The 14,355-nt window shown below is 46.3% G+C and carries 12 protein-coding genes and 28 tRNA genes; 7 read left to right on the top strand and 33 right to left on the bottom strand.

What is annotated here, in order from left to right; genetic code table 11:
* Nucleotides 1-70 precede the first annotated feature (70 nt).
* Nucleotides 71-144: transfer RNA gene (locus QUA70_RS13785), tRNA-Lys, on the bottom strand.
* 112 nt (nt 145-256) lie between these two features.
* Between QUA70_RS13785 and QUA70_RS13780 the strand changes: the two genes are divergently transcribed.
* The 3 genes from QUA70_RS13780 (at nt 257) to QUA70_RS13770 (ending at nt 893) form a co-directional block, all read left to right on the top strand.
* Nucleotides 257-448 (top strand): hypothetical protein, encoded by a 192-nt coding sequence (locus QUA70_RS13780; RefSeq protein WP_333410454.1) that lies wholly within the window; start codon nt 257-259, stop codon nt 446-448.
* Nucleotides 445-585: a ribbon-helix-helix domain-containing protein gene (locus QUA70_RS13775; RefSeq protein WP_333410452.1), complete on the top strand. Its 141-nt coding sequence runs from the start codon at nt 445-447 to the stop codon at nt 583-585. Before QUA70_RS13780 ends, QUA70_RS13775 begins: the two co-directional genes overlap by 4 nt.
* Before the next feature lie 77 nt (nt 586-662).
* Nucleotides 663-893, top strand: a complete 231-nt coding sequence (locus tag QUA70_RS13770) for a hypothetical protein (protein ID WP_333347582.1) — start codon at nt 663-665, stop codon at nt 891-893.
* Between the two features lie 540 nt (nt 894-1,433).
* On the opposite strand, the gene QUA70_RS13765 is transcribed toward QUA70_RS13770, so the two are convergent.
* From QUA70_RS13765 to QUA70_RS13635, 27 genes are all read right to left on the bottom strand, one after another.
* A tRNA-Ser gene (locus tag QUA70_RS13765) sits at nt 1,434-1,516 on the bottom strand.
* Nucleotides 1,517-1,520: 4 nt separating this feature from the next.
* A tRNA-His gene (locus tag QUA70_RS13760) sits at nt 1,521-1,595 on the bottom strand.
* Nucleotides 1,596-1,601: 6 nt separating this feature from the next.
* Nucleotides 1,602-1,674: transfer RNA gene (locus tag QUA70_RS13755), tRNA-Ala, on the bottom strand.
* 184 nt (nt 1,675-1,858) lie between these two features.
* Nucleotides 1,859-1,935: transfer RNA gene (locus tag QUA70_RS13750), tRNA-Ala, on the bottom strand.
* 7 nt (nt 1,936-1,942) lie between these two features.
* Nucleotides 1,943-2,016 (bottom strand) — tRNA-Arg (locus tag QUA70_RS13745).
* Nucleotides 2,017-2,326: 310 nt separating this feature from the next.
* Nucleotides 2,327-2,399: transfer RNA gene (locus tag QUA70_RS13740), tRNA-Arg, on the bottom strand.
* A gap of 82 nt (nt 2,400-2,481) precedes the next feature.
* Nucleotides 2,482-2,553, bottom strand: a tRNA-Gly gene (locus QUA70_RS13735).
* A 59-nt stretch (nt 2,554-2,612) separates the two neighbouring features.
* Nucleotides 2,613-2,683, bottom strand: a tRNA-Gly gene (locus tag QUA70_RS13730).
* 11 nt (nt 2,684-2,694) lie between these two features.
* Nucleotides 2,695-2,766: transfer RNA gene (locus QUA70_RS13725), tRNA-Thr, on the bottom strand.
* Between the two features lie 95 nt (nt 2,767-2,861).
* A tRNA-Leu gene (locus QUA70_RS13720) sits at nt 2,862-2,935 on the bottom strand.
* Nucleotides 2,936-3,066: 131 nt separating this feature from the next.
* Nucleotides 3,067-3,139, bottom strand: a tRNA-Pro gene (locus QUA70_RS13715).
* Between the two features lie 4 nt (nt 3,140-3,143).
* Nucleotides 3,144-3,224: transfer RNA gene (locus QUA70_RS13710), tRNA-Leu, on the bottom strand.
* A 23-nt stretch (nt 3,225-3,247) separates the two neighbouring features.
* Nucleotides 3,248-3,324 (bottom strand) — tRNA-Leu (locus QUA70_RS13705).
* Between the two features lie 29 nt (nt 3,325-3,353).
* Nucleotides 3,354-3,427, bottom strand: a tRNA-Gln gene (locus QUA70_RS13700).
* 5 nt (nt 3,428-3,432) lie between these two features.
* A tRNA-Gln gene (locus tag QUA70_RS13695) sits at nt 3,433-3,511 on the bottom strand.
* Between the two features lie 10 nt (nt 3,512-3,521).
* Nucleotides 3,522-3,596 (bottom strand) — tRNA-Asn (locus QUA70_RS13690).
* Between the two features lie 6 nt (nt 3,597-3,602).
* Nucleotides 3,603-3,675 (bottom strand) — tRNA-Phe (locus QUA70_RS13685).
* A 4-nt stretch (nt 3,676-3,679) separates the two neighbouring features.
* Nucleotides 3,680-3,766 (bottom strand) — tRNA-Ser (locus QUA70_RS13680).
* Between the two features lie 4 nt (nt 3,767-3,770).
* Nucleotides 3,771-3,844: transfer RNA gene (locus QUA70_RS13675), tRNA-Tyr, on the bottom strand.
* Between the two features lie 34 nt (nt 3,845-3,878).
* A tRNA-Tyr gene (locus QUA70_RS13670) sits at nt 3,879-3,960 on the bottom strand.
* 13 nt (nt 3,961-3,973) lie between these two features.
* Nucleotides 3,974-4,048: transfer RNA gene (locus QUA70_RS13665), tRNA-Lys, on the bottom strand.
* A gap of 5 nt (nt 4,049-4,053) precedes the next feature.
* A tRNA-Glu gene (locus tag QUA70_RS13660) sits at nt 4,054-4,127 on the bottom strand.
* Between the two features lie 6 nt (nt 4,128-4,133).
* Nucleotides 4,134-4,208: transfer RNA gene (locus tag QUA70_RS13655), tRNA-Trp, on the bottom strand.
* 3 nt (nt 4,209-4,211) lie between these two features.
* Nucleotides 4,212-4,286: transfer RNA gene (locus tag QUA70_RS13650), tRNA-Met, on the bottom strand.
* 102 nt (nt 4,287-4,388) lie between these two features.
* Nucleotides 4,389-4,462, bottom strand: a tRNA-Cys gene (locus QUA70_RS13645).
* Nucleotides 4,463-4,537, bottom strand: a tRNA-Glu gene (locus QUA70_RS13640).
* 4 nt (nt 4,538-4,541) lie between these two features.
* A tRNA-Asp gene (locus tag QUA70_RS13635) sits at nt 4,542-4,615 on the bottom strand.
* A 496-nt stretch (nt 4,616-5,111) separates the two neighbouring features.
* Between QUA70_RS13635 and QUA70_RS13630 the strand changes: the two genes are divergently transcribed.
* Nucleotides 5,112-5,936, top strand: a complete 825-nt coding sequence (locus QUA70_RS13630; protein ID WP_333347580.1) for a biotin--[acetyl-CoA-carboxylase] ligase — start codon at nt 5,112-5,114, stop codon at nt 5,934-5,936.
* Between the two features lie 219 nt (nt 5,937-6,155).
* On the opposite strand, the gene QUA70_RS13625 is transcribed toward QUA70_RS13630, so the two are convergent.
* Both QUA70_RS13625 and pdxA read right to left on the bottom strand, forming a co-directional pair.
* The gene (locus QUA70_RS13625; RefSeq protein WP_333347577.1) at nt 6,156-9,767 is read right to left on the bottom strand and encodes an OmpA family protein; all 3,612 of its coding nucleotides are present in this window, start codon (nt 9,765-9,767) and stop codon (nt 6,156-6,158) included.
* Between the two features lie 120 nt (nt 9,768-9,887).
* Nucleotides 9,888-10,985 carry a 4-hydroxythreonine-4-phosphate dehydrogenase PdxA gene (gene pdxA / locus QUA70_RS13620; protein ID WP_333347574.1) on the bottom strand — a complete coding sequence of 366 codons (1,098 nt, stop codon included), beginning with the start codon at nt 10,983-10,985 and terminating at the stop codon, nt 9,888-9,890.
* A gap of 40 nt (nt 10,986-11,025) precedes the next feature.
* Between pdxA and petM the strand changes: the two genes are divergently transcribed.
* The 3 genes from petM (at nt 11,026) to QUA70_RS13605 (ending at nt 13,254) form a co-directional block, all read left to right on the top strand.
* Nucleotides 11,026-11,160, top strand: coding sequence for a cytochrome b6-f complex subunit PetM (gene petM, locus QUA70_RS13615; protein ID WP_445251635.1), 135 nt, complete (start codon nt 11,026-11,028; stop codon nt 11,158-11,160).
* Nucleotides 11,161-11,357: 197 nt separating this feature from the next.
* Nucleotides 11,358-12,335, top strand: coding sequence for an NmrA family NAD(P)-binding protein (locus QUA70_RS13610; RefSeq protein ID WP_333053557.1), 978 nt, complete (start codon nt 11,358-11,360; stop codon nt 12,333-12,335).
* Nucleotide 12,336: 1 nt separating this feature from the next.
* Nucleotides 12,337-13,254: an NAD(+) kinase gene (locus QUA70_RS13605; protein WP_333347571.1), complete on the top strand. Its 918-nt coding sequence runs from the start codon at nt 12,337-12,339 to the stop codon at nt 13,252-13,254.
* A gap of 79 nt (nt 13,255-13,333) precedes the next feature.
* Here QUA70_RS13605 and QUA70_RS13600 read toward each other — a convergent pair whose 3' ends face one another.
* The 3 genes from QUA70_RS13600 to QUA70_RS13590 are packed head-to-tail and all read right to left on the bottom strand — an operon-like array spanning nt 13,334 to nt 14,199.
* Complete coding sequence (locus tag QUA70_RS13600; RefSeq protein ID WP_333347568.1) at nt 13,334-13,570, bottom strand: hypothetical protein; 237 nt, start codon at nt 13,568-13,570, stop codon at nt 13,334-13,336.
* Nucleotides 13,563-13,985: an aspartyl protease family protein gene (locus tag QUA70_RS13595; protein WP_333335276.1), complete on the bottom strand. Its 423-nt coding sequence runs from the start codon at nt 13,983-13,985 to the stop codon at nt 13,563-13,565. The genes QUA70_RS13600 and QUA70_RS13595 overlap by 8 nt, the downstream gene beginning before the upstream one ends.
* Nucleotides 13,978-14,199, bottom strand: a complete 222-nt coding sequence (locus QUA70_RS13590; RefSeq protein ID WP_333203042.1) for a hypothetical protein — start codon at nt 14,197-14,199, stop codon at nt 13,978-13,980. Before QUA70_RS13590 ends, QUA70_RS13595 begins: the two co-directional genes overlap by 8 nt.
* Between the last annotated feature and the right edge of the window lie 156 nt (nt 14,200-14,355).

Genomic DNA, 14,355 nt, shown 5'->3' with positions numbered 1-14,355 from the left:
GTGAGCGAACAACGACCTACTAGAGACAGTTTAAAGTCTCAAAGCCTTGTGAATAGTAGGTTATTGGGGATGGGAGTAGAAGGACTTGAACCTTCGACCTTGAGATTAAGAGTCACCTGCTCTAACCAACTGAGCTATACTCCCGCATCTAGAATAGTATAACATAATATTTGAATTTTCGCATACTTCACCTTTTTTATTAAGTAGTTTGGTTACTGCGTGCTTCTGACTGTAACTCATATATCCGATCGCTCCCTTGGTTAGAGATTTGCGATCGACCTTTTTATTTGTTAGCGGACAGTTTCGCAGCAGCAGCCATTTTATCGCGCTGCGCCCGCATCCCTACAGACGATCGCAGCAAGGTGCGATCGGTACTCCGAAAGAGGATAAGCTGGTGTCAACTAAACATGACTGCTTGAAATGGCTGACAAAGAAGAGACTGCTGTGATTAAAGTCACAGTTCCCAAGCGTTTGCACGAAAAACTGAGAAAAATCTCCCAGCAGACAGGAGTTCCTATGTCCACTCTGCTAGTCATGGCGGCCGTCAAGGAATACAACCTCGTGGACGAAACTGAGGTTCAGTAACTATTAGTATACTCAAAGTACCCTTCAAGGGTACTATATGGTATATTTCAGGAATAGTCAACCCTGGAGGTGTGCTTGTGACTCAACATGAACTCGAAGCCCTTGTCGATGAACTCGGCTTAGTGTCAGTCGTCAGCCTGCTAGCGAATATCTGCCATAACAAAGCCCGACAAACCTTGTGCCTAAAGGGACAAGGGGCTAGCCCTTATACGGCCTGGAACAGTAATGGCTTTTTGTTGAGGCAGTTGATGACCCGACTGCGGCCAACGTGCAGCTATGACCCCGATGTAGACCCCCACGGTCACTGAGGTTCCACAGGTACCAACCCGTGCAAGTACGCAAAGCATTGGTTTTAGTCGGTTAACAGCCGAGTATGTATGCTTTAACTGTTAGGGCACGGGTTGGAACTTTTCAACAGGGACTTGAAATGGAGAGGACGGGACTCGAACCCGCATCGATCGACAGCAACTTTCAGGAAACGCGCTTCCTTACTGCCCGCAAGCAGATGAGAACTGCCCCCATCTCGGACTGTTAATTCCTTTCAGTGCCTCCGCAACCCGCTGCCAGTTTGCGTTTTCAGGGAACGTCGCGAAGCAACTTTTTACCCTACTCAACAAACCCGATCGTCATTTTGGGAGCCGCTTTTCCAAAGTTTTTACGGTGCCATTCCACTTAGGCGACCTCCCCATAATTTTGCTCGCTGTATGATAGCAAAGCTCGTGAAAACATTAACCAGAATTCTCCCTTATTTATATATAAAATCATCAGCAATCCACCGAGGAGGTACTGCCCCTCCTATCCCCGCGTTATCAGCACGGTGTCTCGCTTTTCGACTTCCGGTGGTTAAAAGGAAGATGAAGGAATCGAACCCTTACAGTTACCTGTACCCCAGTTTTCAAGACTGGTTGCCAACCATTTAGCGGCATCTTCCAAGGGGTGTCCGACGGGGCTTGAACCCGCTAATAACTAGCTTCACGGGCTAGCGTCTCGACCGCTTCGACTTCAGACACCGTAAGTGGAGTCAAGGAGGAGCGAACTCCTAACCTCTTGCGTGCAAAGCAAACGCTCTACCAATTGAGCTATGACCCCGGCTAAAAGATTCACCTGTGGAGTAAATCTAAAATCTAAAATTTAAAATCTAAAATCGAATGACCCCGTAAAAGATTCACCTGTGGAGTAAATCTAAAATCTAAAATCTAAAATCTAAAATCGAATGACCCCGTAAAAGATTCACCTGTGGAGTAAATCTAAAATCTAAAATCTAAAATTGGTGTGGTGGATTGCGATCGGATTTGAACCGATATCTTTCTAACAGCCAGTTAGATGCTTTACCAATTAAGCTACCAACCCCAGACAGCAGGAGCGGTAGGAATCGAACCCACAACATTCGAGGTAGAAGCTCGACACTCTATCCAGTTGAGTTACACTCCCGTATTTTTTGTCGATTTGTGCGATCGCACTTTCCGTGCAAGTTATCAGAGCATTGCGTTTTCTCAGTTACTAGAGGGACTCCGCCGATGAGTTATTACACACTCTTTAAAGGATGGCTACCTTTAAGCCAACCTGCCGGGTTCAATGCACTCCCCGTTCTCAAACGCCCGCTGATTTTGACAGCGTTACCTTTCCTCTCGTACTAAAGTATGTAGGCTCCAAACATTGGGACACGCAAAGGGCGATCGCTCTTAATATAAAAAATTATCCATTCAATGGAATCAACCTCCTTAAATTAAAGCAAAAACAACGAGAGTGGCAGGACTTGAACCCACAACATCCGCGTCCGAAGCGCGGCGCTCTATCCATTGAGCTACACTCCCATAAATTAGTAGTCCTGGCAGGACATTACCCCGCGTCTGCTTGTAAGGCAAACGCTCTACCATCGAAGCTCAGGACTACAAAAGCGGATGATGGGACTCGAACCCATGCGCTGAGAATGGCATACTCAGATGCTAGCCGCTACATGACATCCGCAAACCGATTTTAGATTGGAAATTTGAGATTTTGGATTGAAAAAACCTCTCGTTTAGCCAAGCGGATAACGAGGCTCGAACTCGTGCCTAGAGTTTGGAAGACTCGAATGCTACCGTTACACCATATCCGCATTTTTACCACAGCAGATGGCGAGATTTGAACTCGCAAGAAAGCTTTACAAGAGCCTCATGTCGCCAATTACATCACACCTGCATTTTTGGTGGCGGGGGCAGGAGTTGAACCTGCTATTAAGAGGCTTATGAGACCTCCAAGCCTACCCAGGCTACTTCACCCGCGATGTCACCAAATACCCCTGACTGGCATCGAACCAGCACTAACTAGATCCTAAATCTAGCGCCTCTACCGATTGGGCTACAGGGGCAAAACCGATTTTAGATTTTAGATTTGAGAGTTGAGATTTAATAAAACCTCATACCCCTGACAGGCCTCGAACCTGCAAAAAACACTCGTTCTGAGCGAGTGATGTTTTCCAATTACATCACAGGGGTAAAGTCGGGATGGTTGGATTTGAACCAACGACTCCATGCTCCCAAAGCATGGCTTCTGGCCGCTGAATTACATCCCGTTCATGCTCCTGGTGAGACTCGAACTCACACTCAAAATTAAACAGATTTTAAGTCTGCCGCGTCTGCCAATTCCGCCACAGGAGCAAGTAGAAACTTAGTTAAAAATTTGGTACTCCTGGTGAGATTTGAACTCACACAACACAATTTTTGAAATTGCGGCCTCTGCCAATTGGGCTACAGGAGTGGATTTTATCTGCGTTGGTAATAGCAGAACTGGGAAGACAGGGATCGAACCTGCATTTTGCCGCTTTCAAAGAGCGGTGCCATACCGATTAGGCGACTTCCCAATTATTGGGTGCCGGGGTAGGCTTTGAACCTACAGAAACTCCTATTTCAGAGATAGGCGACTTTACCAGTTTGTCTACCCGGCAATTTAAAAAATGGCTGCCCCAGTAGGACTCGAACCTACAACCTAACGGTTAACAACCGCTTGCTCTACCATTGAGCTATAAGGCAACGCAATCCCCCAAGTCAGTATCGAACTGACGACCTCTTGTTCTTCACACAAGCACTCTACCAACTGAGCTATCGGGGGAAAACGGAGAAGGAGGGATTTGAACCCTCGACGGCTGTTAAACCGCTCTTTCTTAGCAGGAAAGCGCCTTAAGCCACTCGGCCACCTCTCCACAGCGAGAACGGAGGGATTTGAACCCTCAATCTTCAGTTTTATTAACTGAGATGTTATCCGGCTACACCACGTTCTCAAGATTGCAACTGCATATTAAATGCCGTTATAAATGGGTCGGGCTGGAATTGAACCAGCAACGCTTTAAGCTACTGTTTTACAGACAGCTACCCACGCCAATAGGAGGGCCGACCCAAGATAGAAATTTTGGTAGGTCGTCGAGGAATTGAACCTCGATCCATCCGCTTAAAAGGCGGCTGCAAAACCATTCTGCCAACGACCCACGAGAAGTGCTGACGGGAGTTGAACCCGCAATCACTTGGGTGAAAACCAAGCGGCTTAAACCATTTGCCTACAGCACTATAAATTGGCACAGGAACTGAGATTTGAACTCAGAATGCTGGTTTTGGAGACCAGAGTGTTGCCAGTTACACCATCCCTGCTTTTGGTGGCAGCGGCGGGATTTGCACCCGCATTGACCAAGGTATGAACTTGGCGCTTTACGATTAAGCTACGCTGCAATGTCACTTTCACTTCGTTCCTTTTCAAAGTTAAAAAATTCAATTAAAAGACTGTTTGTTTAATCTTTTAATTTCTAATTTTTAATTTCTGATTGGGAACAGAGGTTAGGGCGGGATTTGAACCCGCGAAAATCGGTTTTGCAGACCGACGCTTTGAGCCACTCAGCCACCTAACCTGGGAGTCCCGACGAGGTTTGCACTCGCAATCTTCTCCTTGAGGGGGAGACGGCTTGACTTTTGCCTACGGGACTTTGACGGGAGTAACGAGACTTGAACTCGCAACCTTTCGCTCGACAGGCGACTGCTCTGACCGGTTGAGCTATACCCCCGCGAAAATGAACAATATTCTGTCCTTGAATTACTCAAGTTGGGACGGGGTGGCGGTTGATTCCGCGTACTACAACCCGATCGGGCTATTGTTGCCGGAGTCTACACCGCCAATGTCCATAATTATGTGACATGATTAACTTCCTATTCAGTTGTCAAGGTTCATATTGCTCGTGGGCTAAGGCTTTGAAGCTCTTTCCCCTTCGCCATACATTTATACTACATTGCATAATACAAGACTGTCAAGGGGGTAATACAACTTTTTTTTAAATTGGGTTTTTTAAAGGGGTGTCGATCGCTCCCCCCAACCCTCTGCGTTCGCCAAAACCCTTATAAATCAAGAGATTTTGCGGCTCAACTGATGTTGTGGCGTAAGGTAAATCTGATGCGGAAACTGTACTACACTCCGATTTCGCTGAATTCTCGCCGTCGCGCGAGGTGGCACTTCTGGAAAATGCGATAATCAGCTTTTAGATATCAAATACTACAAATCAAACCTTGTCTGAATTGCCCTTAACTCCCGTGCCCGCAACCCCAGAACCCGATCGCCCAAACCTCCCTCACTGGCTACACCCCTTGGATACCTGTCCGAGTACCAACAGTTGGGCGATCGCCCGCGCGGCCCAACTCCACCACGGAGATGCAGTATTTACTAGGCGACAAACCAGCGGGCGCGGCCAACACGGGCGCACCTGGCACGCCCCAAGCGGTGTCTTGACTGTTAGTTTTGTACTCGAAAACCTCAACCCCACTCTGTTGCCGGGACTCAGTTTAGCAGCGGGTTTAGCGGTGATTTACGCGATCGAAGATTTGGTTCCCGACTGTCGCGATATGCTGCGCCTGAAATGGCCAAACGATGTCTGGATCGATCGCCACAAATTAGCCGGAATTCTCTGCGAAGCTACTTCCGGCAATGCTTTGGGCAAAACTCGCGCCGTTGTGGGAATTGGGCTCAACCGCTGCGTAGATTTCGCGGCTGCGGGATTGGATGAAAGAGATCTCGGCAATTCCGTAAGCTTGCATTCTATTGCTAGTAAAGTACCAGATGAACTGTGTTTGCTCGATCGACTGCGGCACTATTTACTCGAACTAGCCGATATGTTTTCTACCACAGACAAGCCAGCAGAAAAGTCCGGTTTAGCGCTACTTTTGCCGGAATTGCGCCGCCGCGATGCGTTGATTGGCTGCCCGGTGGCGATCGAACTTTCCTCCGAAACCATCTGCGGAGAAGCAGCGGGCATTGATGGATGCGGCCGCTTGCTAATATGCTTGGCGGCCGATCGAATACAAGCCTTTACCTCCGGGCGAGTTCGATTAATTTAAGAGGAAGAAGTCAGTAGTCAGTAGTCAGTAGTCATATCATGTCCCGTCGATTACCCGCAATCAGGTAGGGGCGGGTTCACCCACAATATCGGCCAATAATTGACAATCTCAAAAACCCGCCCGGCCGGGATATTATGATCAATCGATCGGACATGATATTAGTCAGTAGTCAATAGTTATTAGGGAAAATTTCCAATTCTCAATTCCCAATTCCCTATTTTAATTTATCACCTCAAATACTACCAATCTGCTCAGCCACAGCGGTTGATTGGCCTCCACACCTTCGGGACGACCCTTAGTAGAAGCAACTTGTATTCTGTTGCCATTTATCCCTTGTCTAACCAAAATATTTTTCACATTTGTCGCCCTTTCCAGTGCCAACTTTTGATTTTCTACCGGAGTGCTTTTAAAATCGCTGTAGCCAACTATCCTTAAATTCTTGGTGCTATTTTTCTCCATATATTCCTTGACTTTGCTAAGCTTTTCTGCTACATCTTTCGCCTGCAAACTTGCCGAACCTGCACCGAAATACACGCGAACTGGCATTATTATCTTTGGTGGCGGTGGAGTTCCTATAATCACTGTATTTGTTACAGACTTCACCCCCGGAATTTTCTCAAAAGCTTGAGTTATTTTCTGAGCATCTGGCACTTTGCTCACGCTGCCTGCAACGGCGACTTTTCCCTCAGCATAGCGAGCCGAGATACTAATGCTTTCTACTTTATTCAAAAGAGCCACCGTCCGCTTGACATCGGCTTCGACTAAAACCGGATCGGGAGGTACTTCAACGGCTATAATTTTATTTTCAATTTTTGATTGTGGAGCCGCTTGCTGAGCGATTTTTTCCGCTTTTAATCGCAGATTTTGATTCGGCACCCGTCCAGAAATCTCCAATAATTTATCTTTAACATCTGCCACGATACGATAAACCGATAACTCTGGAGCAGATTGTAATGCTAAATTCGTATCTGCTTCTAAGCTCGCTTCAACTCCGCTGCGGTATTGATGAATTCCCCAAGGTAAGCCAATTAAACCTAACGCTGCCAAACCGATCATGGGTAAAATTGGCAGTTTAGAAGATTTAACTTTTACATCTGTCTCGATTAATTTTTGCAATTTCGAGTTTACTTCGGGTGGCACAGTTGCTGGGTCGCCGTTAAATGACTGAATTTTATCTCCGTATTCTTGAACAATATTGTTGAATATCGATCGCATTTTGTACTTAAACCACTGGCGGGTTTCTCCTTGCATCACTACTGCTAGATAACACGAACCCGCTACTTCCAATACTATGGTAGATGTGCCGTATTCTATTGCATCAATTTCTGCAATATTTCCCGACTGAGATATGCAATCGTTGACAAAAGCCCGAATAGCAGTCAGCATTCCCGCTACCATGTCTGATTCTAGCTGTTCGCGTTCAGACTTCTGCACTGCTGAAATTACTAAGCCCGATTTTGCTTGAATTAAAAAGACAGCTTTAACACTGAGTGGTGTTGTTTCTTTCATCACCAATTCAGCTTCAGAAATGCCCTGCAATTTTGCTTTAATTTTGCGACTAATTCCCTCTGGACTTAAAGCTGATTCGAGTTTTTCATTAATCTCCCGCATCATCTCGGCGATGTATTTTAAAATCGTGCTGCCGATGATCGGATATAGTGCATCCGACATTGCTTCTCGCTTGAGATGAATTTGCTGTTTGATAGCGGCGGCCATTTCCGGCGCGATCGCCATTGCAATTTCATCGGGAGATTCACTCATTCTGTGGCTGATTCCCACAGTCAGAGCCGGCGATATGGCTACTCCCATCGATTGTCTGTTTTCTCTGGTTTTCGTATTAATTATTTCATCAATTATCGGACTTATGGTTTCGACAAATGATTGTCTCGACTCATTAATGGTTTGGAGCATCATTTCCGGAAAAATGATTTTAATTCGGGCGATTAATTCTTCCCGATCGCCTCCCCATTCCGCATCAGTAATTTTGCGATCGAGTTCCCCTACTTTATCGTTGAGTCTGTAATTATAACTTACAACTTCATCTAACAATGGTAAAATAGATTCGATGACCGACTTTTGTAGTTGAGCGTGATGGCTAACCATCAGCTCGTCAATCAAAGGTTTCAGTAAATCGGTAAACAAGTCTGTCGATTCATAAATTCGGTGTTCGATCGCCACTATCTGTTGTTCGATCTTCCCGAGTCTTTGATCGATCCTTTTATTCTGAATGATGGCATCGACAGCGGGGGCGATCGCAGATTCTATCTCTAGCTTTGCTTCCCCGATGTTTCGGGACAGCATTTCTACAATCACTGGCATTATTCTTGCCATCAACCCTTCTATCTCGGCTAAAACTTGCTGCTGAACTTCGACAATCTTAGTTTCATTATTTAATAGTTGTGCTGCAATACCGCTGTTTTGAATAGCCGTGTTGACACCAGGTGCGATCGCCTCTCTCACCTCTAATTTTGTCTCCTCGATTTTCCGGTTCAGCGACTCAATCATTAACGGCATTAACCTTGCCATTATATCTTCCGGCTGACTTTTTTGCTGTCGCTGAAGATTATTGAGTCTACTTTCTACGTCGCTCAATTTTCCTTGAACTTCTCTTTGAAGAATTGCTGATTCAATCAAAGGTTGGATCGTCGCTGCTACTTGTAATTTTGATTCATCGATTTTCTGACTCAGCAAATCAGTTATTGCCGGCATTAGCATCGCCATTATCTCTTCTGGCTTCTGAATTGGCGACTGTTGCGTAGCCAGTCGGCGTTCGATGATGCTCAATACTTTTTCTTCTATTTCTACCCAAGCTATTCTTACCTGTACTGAGGGGGCAACAGCTTCTACAACCTCTAATTTTAATTCACTAATTTTCCGGTTCAGCAAATCGCTAACTACTGGTACTAGCTGCTTGATTAAATCTTCCGGTTGCTGCTGGTAACGCTGCTGAATATTCGCAACTCTATCTTCAATTCTTACTACCTGTTCTTCAAGTCCGTTTTGATTGTGAATTACTTGATTGACTCTCGGTGCGATCGCCGAAGCTACCTCTAACTTAGACTCCTCTACCTTACGGTTGAGCAGATCGCCCACCACTGGCATCAGCCGTTGGATTAAGTGCTCTGTATTCGGCAGTGGCTGCTGGTTCAAGTTAGCAATTTGATTTTCCCAATCTGCTAATTTTGCCTCCAACTCGATGCGATTAATTTTATTATTGCTCGCGAGGTCGATCGCCTTTTTCAATTCCAACTTCAACCCATCTAATTCTTCTCTCACTAACTCAGGAATTAACGGTTTCAGCAAAATCATCAACTCTTCGGGCTCAGACATCAACTTCTCAAAATTTTCTAACCTTTGTTCCACACTCAAAACATTACTGTAAAATTCCGGTAAATCCCTTTCAAACAGTAGTTGTTGCAACTGCTTAAACTGCTCTACTGCTTGTTCTAATTCTTCTTCCGAGTGCCGATTTTTTCTGGCTACCTTCGCGGCTATAGATAAATCGGGTTCCTGATTATTGTTTTCTCGTCTTTGAGGTGGGATCTCTTCCTCGTTAGTTAATACTTCCGGTACAATACTCGGTGATTCGATCCGAAAAGACAATTGTTTGCGCCGATTTTCCTCATCCTCCAAGCGCTGCACAGACTTTTCCGAAAGCGGTAACTTCAGCTCGCTTGGTTCTTTTTTGGATTTTTTTAATAACTGAAATTCAGTCAGTATGGTTAGCAATTCCTGAAGTTGCTCTCCAGCTTTAGAACTTGCCAGAGTTGCATCAGAAACCTCTTTTTCTGACTGATATATTTTGCCTGAATTATCATTAGATGCTGCCATACTGCGCTACCAATAGTTGATTTTAATCTACCGAAGGAAATTACCAGCTTGCTTGCCGCCTCACCCCAGCGAAAATCAATAGGAATGACACAATTGTTCCAAGCGTCAGGCGTACTAAAGCTATCGCCCTATTTTAACTGCTGTTCTGCGACTAGCCAACTGAGCTGCCAACTGCAATGCTGCCTTCATGCTGGAGGCATCCGCAATCCCTTGACCTACAATATCAAAAGCTGTGCCGTGATCCGGAGATGTGCGGACAAAAGGCAAGCCAATTGTAGTGTTGACTGCTTTATCGAAAGCCATCAATTTTACTGGAATCAACCCCTGGTCGTGGTACATTGCCAAGTAACCGTCGTGAGCTTCCTTGGCTAAACCGTACCAAACTTTAGCCGGTTTTACCCACAGGGTATCGGGGGGGACTGGCCCGTCTAACTGCACTTGAGGAAAGCGATCGCGCTGCGTTTCCAACCAAGGTATCATCCAGTCTTGCTCTTCATTTCCCAGTTTGCCATTTTCGCCGCTGTGAGGATTTAAGCCAGAAATCGCAATTTTCGGTCTTTCCAGCCCAAAATCTTCCCGCAAACAGTCTATCAGTAATTCTAGTTTTTCACTCAGTAATTCTGGAGTCAAAGCATCGGGTACTTGGCGCAGGGAAATATGTGTGGTAGCGAGTAAAGTTACCAGCGTCCAGCCACTGTGTGGAGATGTGGCGGCAAACAGCATTCCGAACCGCTGCGATTTTGCCCTTTCTGCGAGGAGTTCTGTTTGGCCGGGATAATTGTAACCGGCCGCCTGCCAGCAAGTTTTGGAAATTGGGCCGGTGACGATGGCACAGAATTCGCCGGCGATGGTACGGGCGATCGCACTTTCCATGTAAGCAAAGCTAGCAGCCCCGCTAGCTGCACTTCCGACACCGGGGACAATTTCGCCCCACTTGCTGTCTGGTTCGATATCAATAATATTTAATGTTTCGGGATTTGCCGCTTCTGCTGCTGGATTGCTCGATCGCAACTTATCGTAAGTTTGCTGCAAAATTCTCTTAGATCCGAAAACCGTCACCATCAAAGCAGCAGCGGGATCTGCCAATGCCTTGAGAATCACTTCCGGCCCAATTCCCGCCGGATCTCCCAGAGTTACAGCTAGTTTTGATTCCCGATCGAGACTCAAGGCAGTTTTCTCCAACAAAATACAGGAATTTCGGCACTGAAATTTTAGCATTCATGTACCGGGTTGCCCCAAATTATATTATCTTTATTTAATGCGATCGCCCAATTGGACATATAAAATCATGAATCCTGAAATTTTCAATGCAGCCTTTTTGTCCTTTTCCCTAATTTTCGTGGGTATAGGTGGAGGCTTCCTCCTGCTGAAATTGCAAGGCGGCGAAGAATAAGTTTTTTTCAACCAATCCTTCACAAGCCTTCTACCTTCTGCCTTCTAGTGTCTACTTTCTGGCGAAAGCAAGCCTGCTGGCGAATATCTCAAGCCTAAAATGAGAAAATTTCAGGTTTTTGTTAAGTTTTTATAACAAACTTAACAAAAACCTGATACCATCTTATTGAAAGTTTAAGATTCATAATTAATCCCTAGATGACTTTATTGATTTTAGGTGCCACCGGCACTCTCGGCCGCCAAATAGCCCGCCGCGCCCTAGACGAGGGCTACCAGGTGCGCTGTTTAGTCAGAAGTTACAGAAAAGCTGCCTTTTTGAAAGAATGGGGCGCTGAACTCGTACCGGGAAACCTTTGCCAGCCAGACAGTCTGCCTCCGGCGCTAGAAGGCGTCACTGCTATTATCGATGCAGCAACAGCCAGTGCAGCCGATTCTGTCAGCATTAAAAGAGTAGACTGGGACGGAAAAGTATCGCTGATCCAAGCAGCAGCAGCAGCAGGCATCAAGCGTTACATATTCTTTTCCTTTCTCGATGCCGAGAAATATCCTCAAGTCCCTTTGTTGGAAATCAAGCGCTGTACCGAATTGTTCTTAGCAGAATCCGGTCTAGACTACACAATCTTGAGACCTTGCGGCTTTTTGCAAGGACTGCTGAGCCTGTATGCAATGCCGATTTTGGACAATCAGGCAGTCTGGCTGCCCAACAAGCCATCCGCCCTTGCCTACATGAACACTCAGGACGTTGCTAAATTTGCCGTCCGGGCCCTTTCCGTTCCCGAAACCGAGAAAAAAAGCTTTCCGGTGGTGGGAAATCGCGCTTGGGATGCTGACGAAATCGTGCGGTTGTGCGAACGGCTGTCAGGGAAGGAAGCAAAAATTACGCGCACCCCAGATGTCTTGTTGCAGGCTACTCGTAAATTAGCTACCTTCTTTCAGTGGAGTTGGAACGTAGCTGACAGATTGGCTTTTTCAGAAGTTTTGGCAGCCGGAAAACCCTTGAAAGCTCCGATGGATGACGTTTACAGTGTCTTCGGAATCGACCCCAAAGAAACTACTACTTTGGAGTCTTATCTCGAAGAATACTTTAATCTGATTATGAAGAAGCTCAAGGAAATAGAGTACGAGCAGCTTAAGACTAAAAAACGGAGTAAACAAAAAATGCCCTTTACATTTTAAAGTGCCGAAAGCTGGGATTATATACAACGACGTTAAACCTGTGGCTTGTCGCATCGCCGCAGAGTTGGAAGACAAGCTGACTGCCCGCGGCTGGGAGGTTTGCTCGGTTTCTGGTTCGGGAGGAATTCTGGGCTATTCTAGCCCCGATCGCCCCCTGTGCCACACTCAGATCGAACAACTCGTCCCCCCCGGTTTTGACAGCGACATGGAGTTTGCAGTGGTTTTGGGCGGCGACGGTACGGTGCTGTCGGCATTTCGCCAAGTTGCTCCGATTGGAGTGCCGCTGCTGACTGTCAATACCGGTCACATGGGCTTTTTAACAGAAACTTACCTGAACTTGCTGCCGCAAGCTTTGGAAAAGGTAATCGCCGGAGAATACGAAATAGAAGAAAGATCGATGCTGGCGGTGCGGCTGTTTCGAGAAAACGACTGCCTCTGGGAAGCCCTTTGTCTCAATGAAATGGTGCTGCACCGGGAACCGCTGACTTGTATGTGTCATTTTGAAGTGGCGATCGGTCAGCACGCCTCTATTGACATTGCCGCAGATGGAGTCATCATCGCAACTCCCACAGGATCGACAGCTTACGCCCTTTCTGCGGGTGGGCCTGTCATCATTCCCGGAGTGCCGGTGTTGCAGTTGCTGCCTATTTGCCCGCATTCAATGGCTTCGCGGGCTTTGGTGTTTTCCAACACCGAGCCTGTCAAGATTTTGCCAGCGAGTCCAAACCGCCTGGTAATGGTGGTAGACGGTAACGGCGGATGTTATGTTCTGCCCGAAGATTGGGTGCAAGTCGAGCGAGCTCCGTACCAAGCCCGGTTTATTCGGGTGCAATCTTTTGAGTTTTTCCACATTTTGCGGGAAAAATTGGGCTGGGGCTTGCCTCACATTGCTAAACCGAATTCGGTTGAGTTGCCTTGATAGTTGTTGTTGACACTCCCCGACTATCAAGGTACGGGGATTGTTGGCTCAACCAGTTGGCTTGCTCGTAGATATCATATCAAGTCCTAGCTGTAGGAGATGGCAATTCCCGTTCCCGTTTTTCACCGATTGAAGGGATTTTGATTTTTTTATCTGTTGATAAATCGTAGAATAAAGCAGCAATTAGTGTTTGTAATGTAGGGCGACAGTTATCCACCGGAATCATTAGTTCTCGATCGAGATTCCGAACCATCTCCAAAGTCAGGCTGCGTTTACGAGATAACGGTATAGTTGGAGAGTCTTCATTTCTATTCACTCTGCTTAGGACGGATTTCAAATTCTGAACGTGCCCGGAAGAAACAGACATCAAACTCGAAGAAGAAATTAGCTTGCCCCAAAATCAAAGGTACATTGGTTGCTTGTGTCCAGGCAAATGCCAGGTTAAGCATTGGGAATGAACTAACTCGAGCATTAACAACGACTGCGCGGGCTTCAAATCGAGCCAAATTCCCAGCCAATACGACTGAGAGTGTCTCATTTTCCCAGACTAAGCCCAGTTGTAGCCCTAACTCGTAGGGCAAAACATTAACGCTTGCGCCTGTATCTAATAAGCCCTCAGCGTTCAAGGATTGACCGTTCAGGCTGAGTGTCAATGGCAGATACGGCATTCGATCGACCATGCCAAGACTGCTGTCAATGATTTTGTAGGGAAATCTCTGAGCGTCAATCATTCTGTTCTTGTTGTTTTGTCGTCAGAAGATTCATTAAAACATTGGCAGCCTCAGAGCAATTGTAAGGCGACCAGACCGGATACTCTCGATCGGCAACAAAAAAGTTTGTTGCATCTTCTTCTTTGACCAGTTCTGTTGCCAGAAACTGCATCAGCCGAAGCTTGTCAATTTTTGAAAGTTCCTGGATCTGTGACATTAGTTCAGCCAATGGCATTTGAGAATCTCCTCGTTTGAGGTTTGGCGAAAAGATTGGATCTACTAGCTTGTTGCATGGTGCGCGATCGAAGCGTGTCTATTTAGGGCTTGCTGAAAAAGTGAGAAAACAGCATTTAGAAAGATGAGTGAATTCGAGTTCTCCTCGGCAATATAA

The sequence above is a fragment of the Microcoleus sp. LAD1_D5 genome (assembly GCF_036702115.1).
GTDB lineage: Bacteria > Cyanobacteriota > Cyanobacteriia > Cyanobacteriales > Microcoleaceae > Microcoleus.
This window is presented reverse-complemented; position numbering and strand designations above follow the sequence as displayed.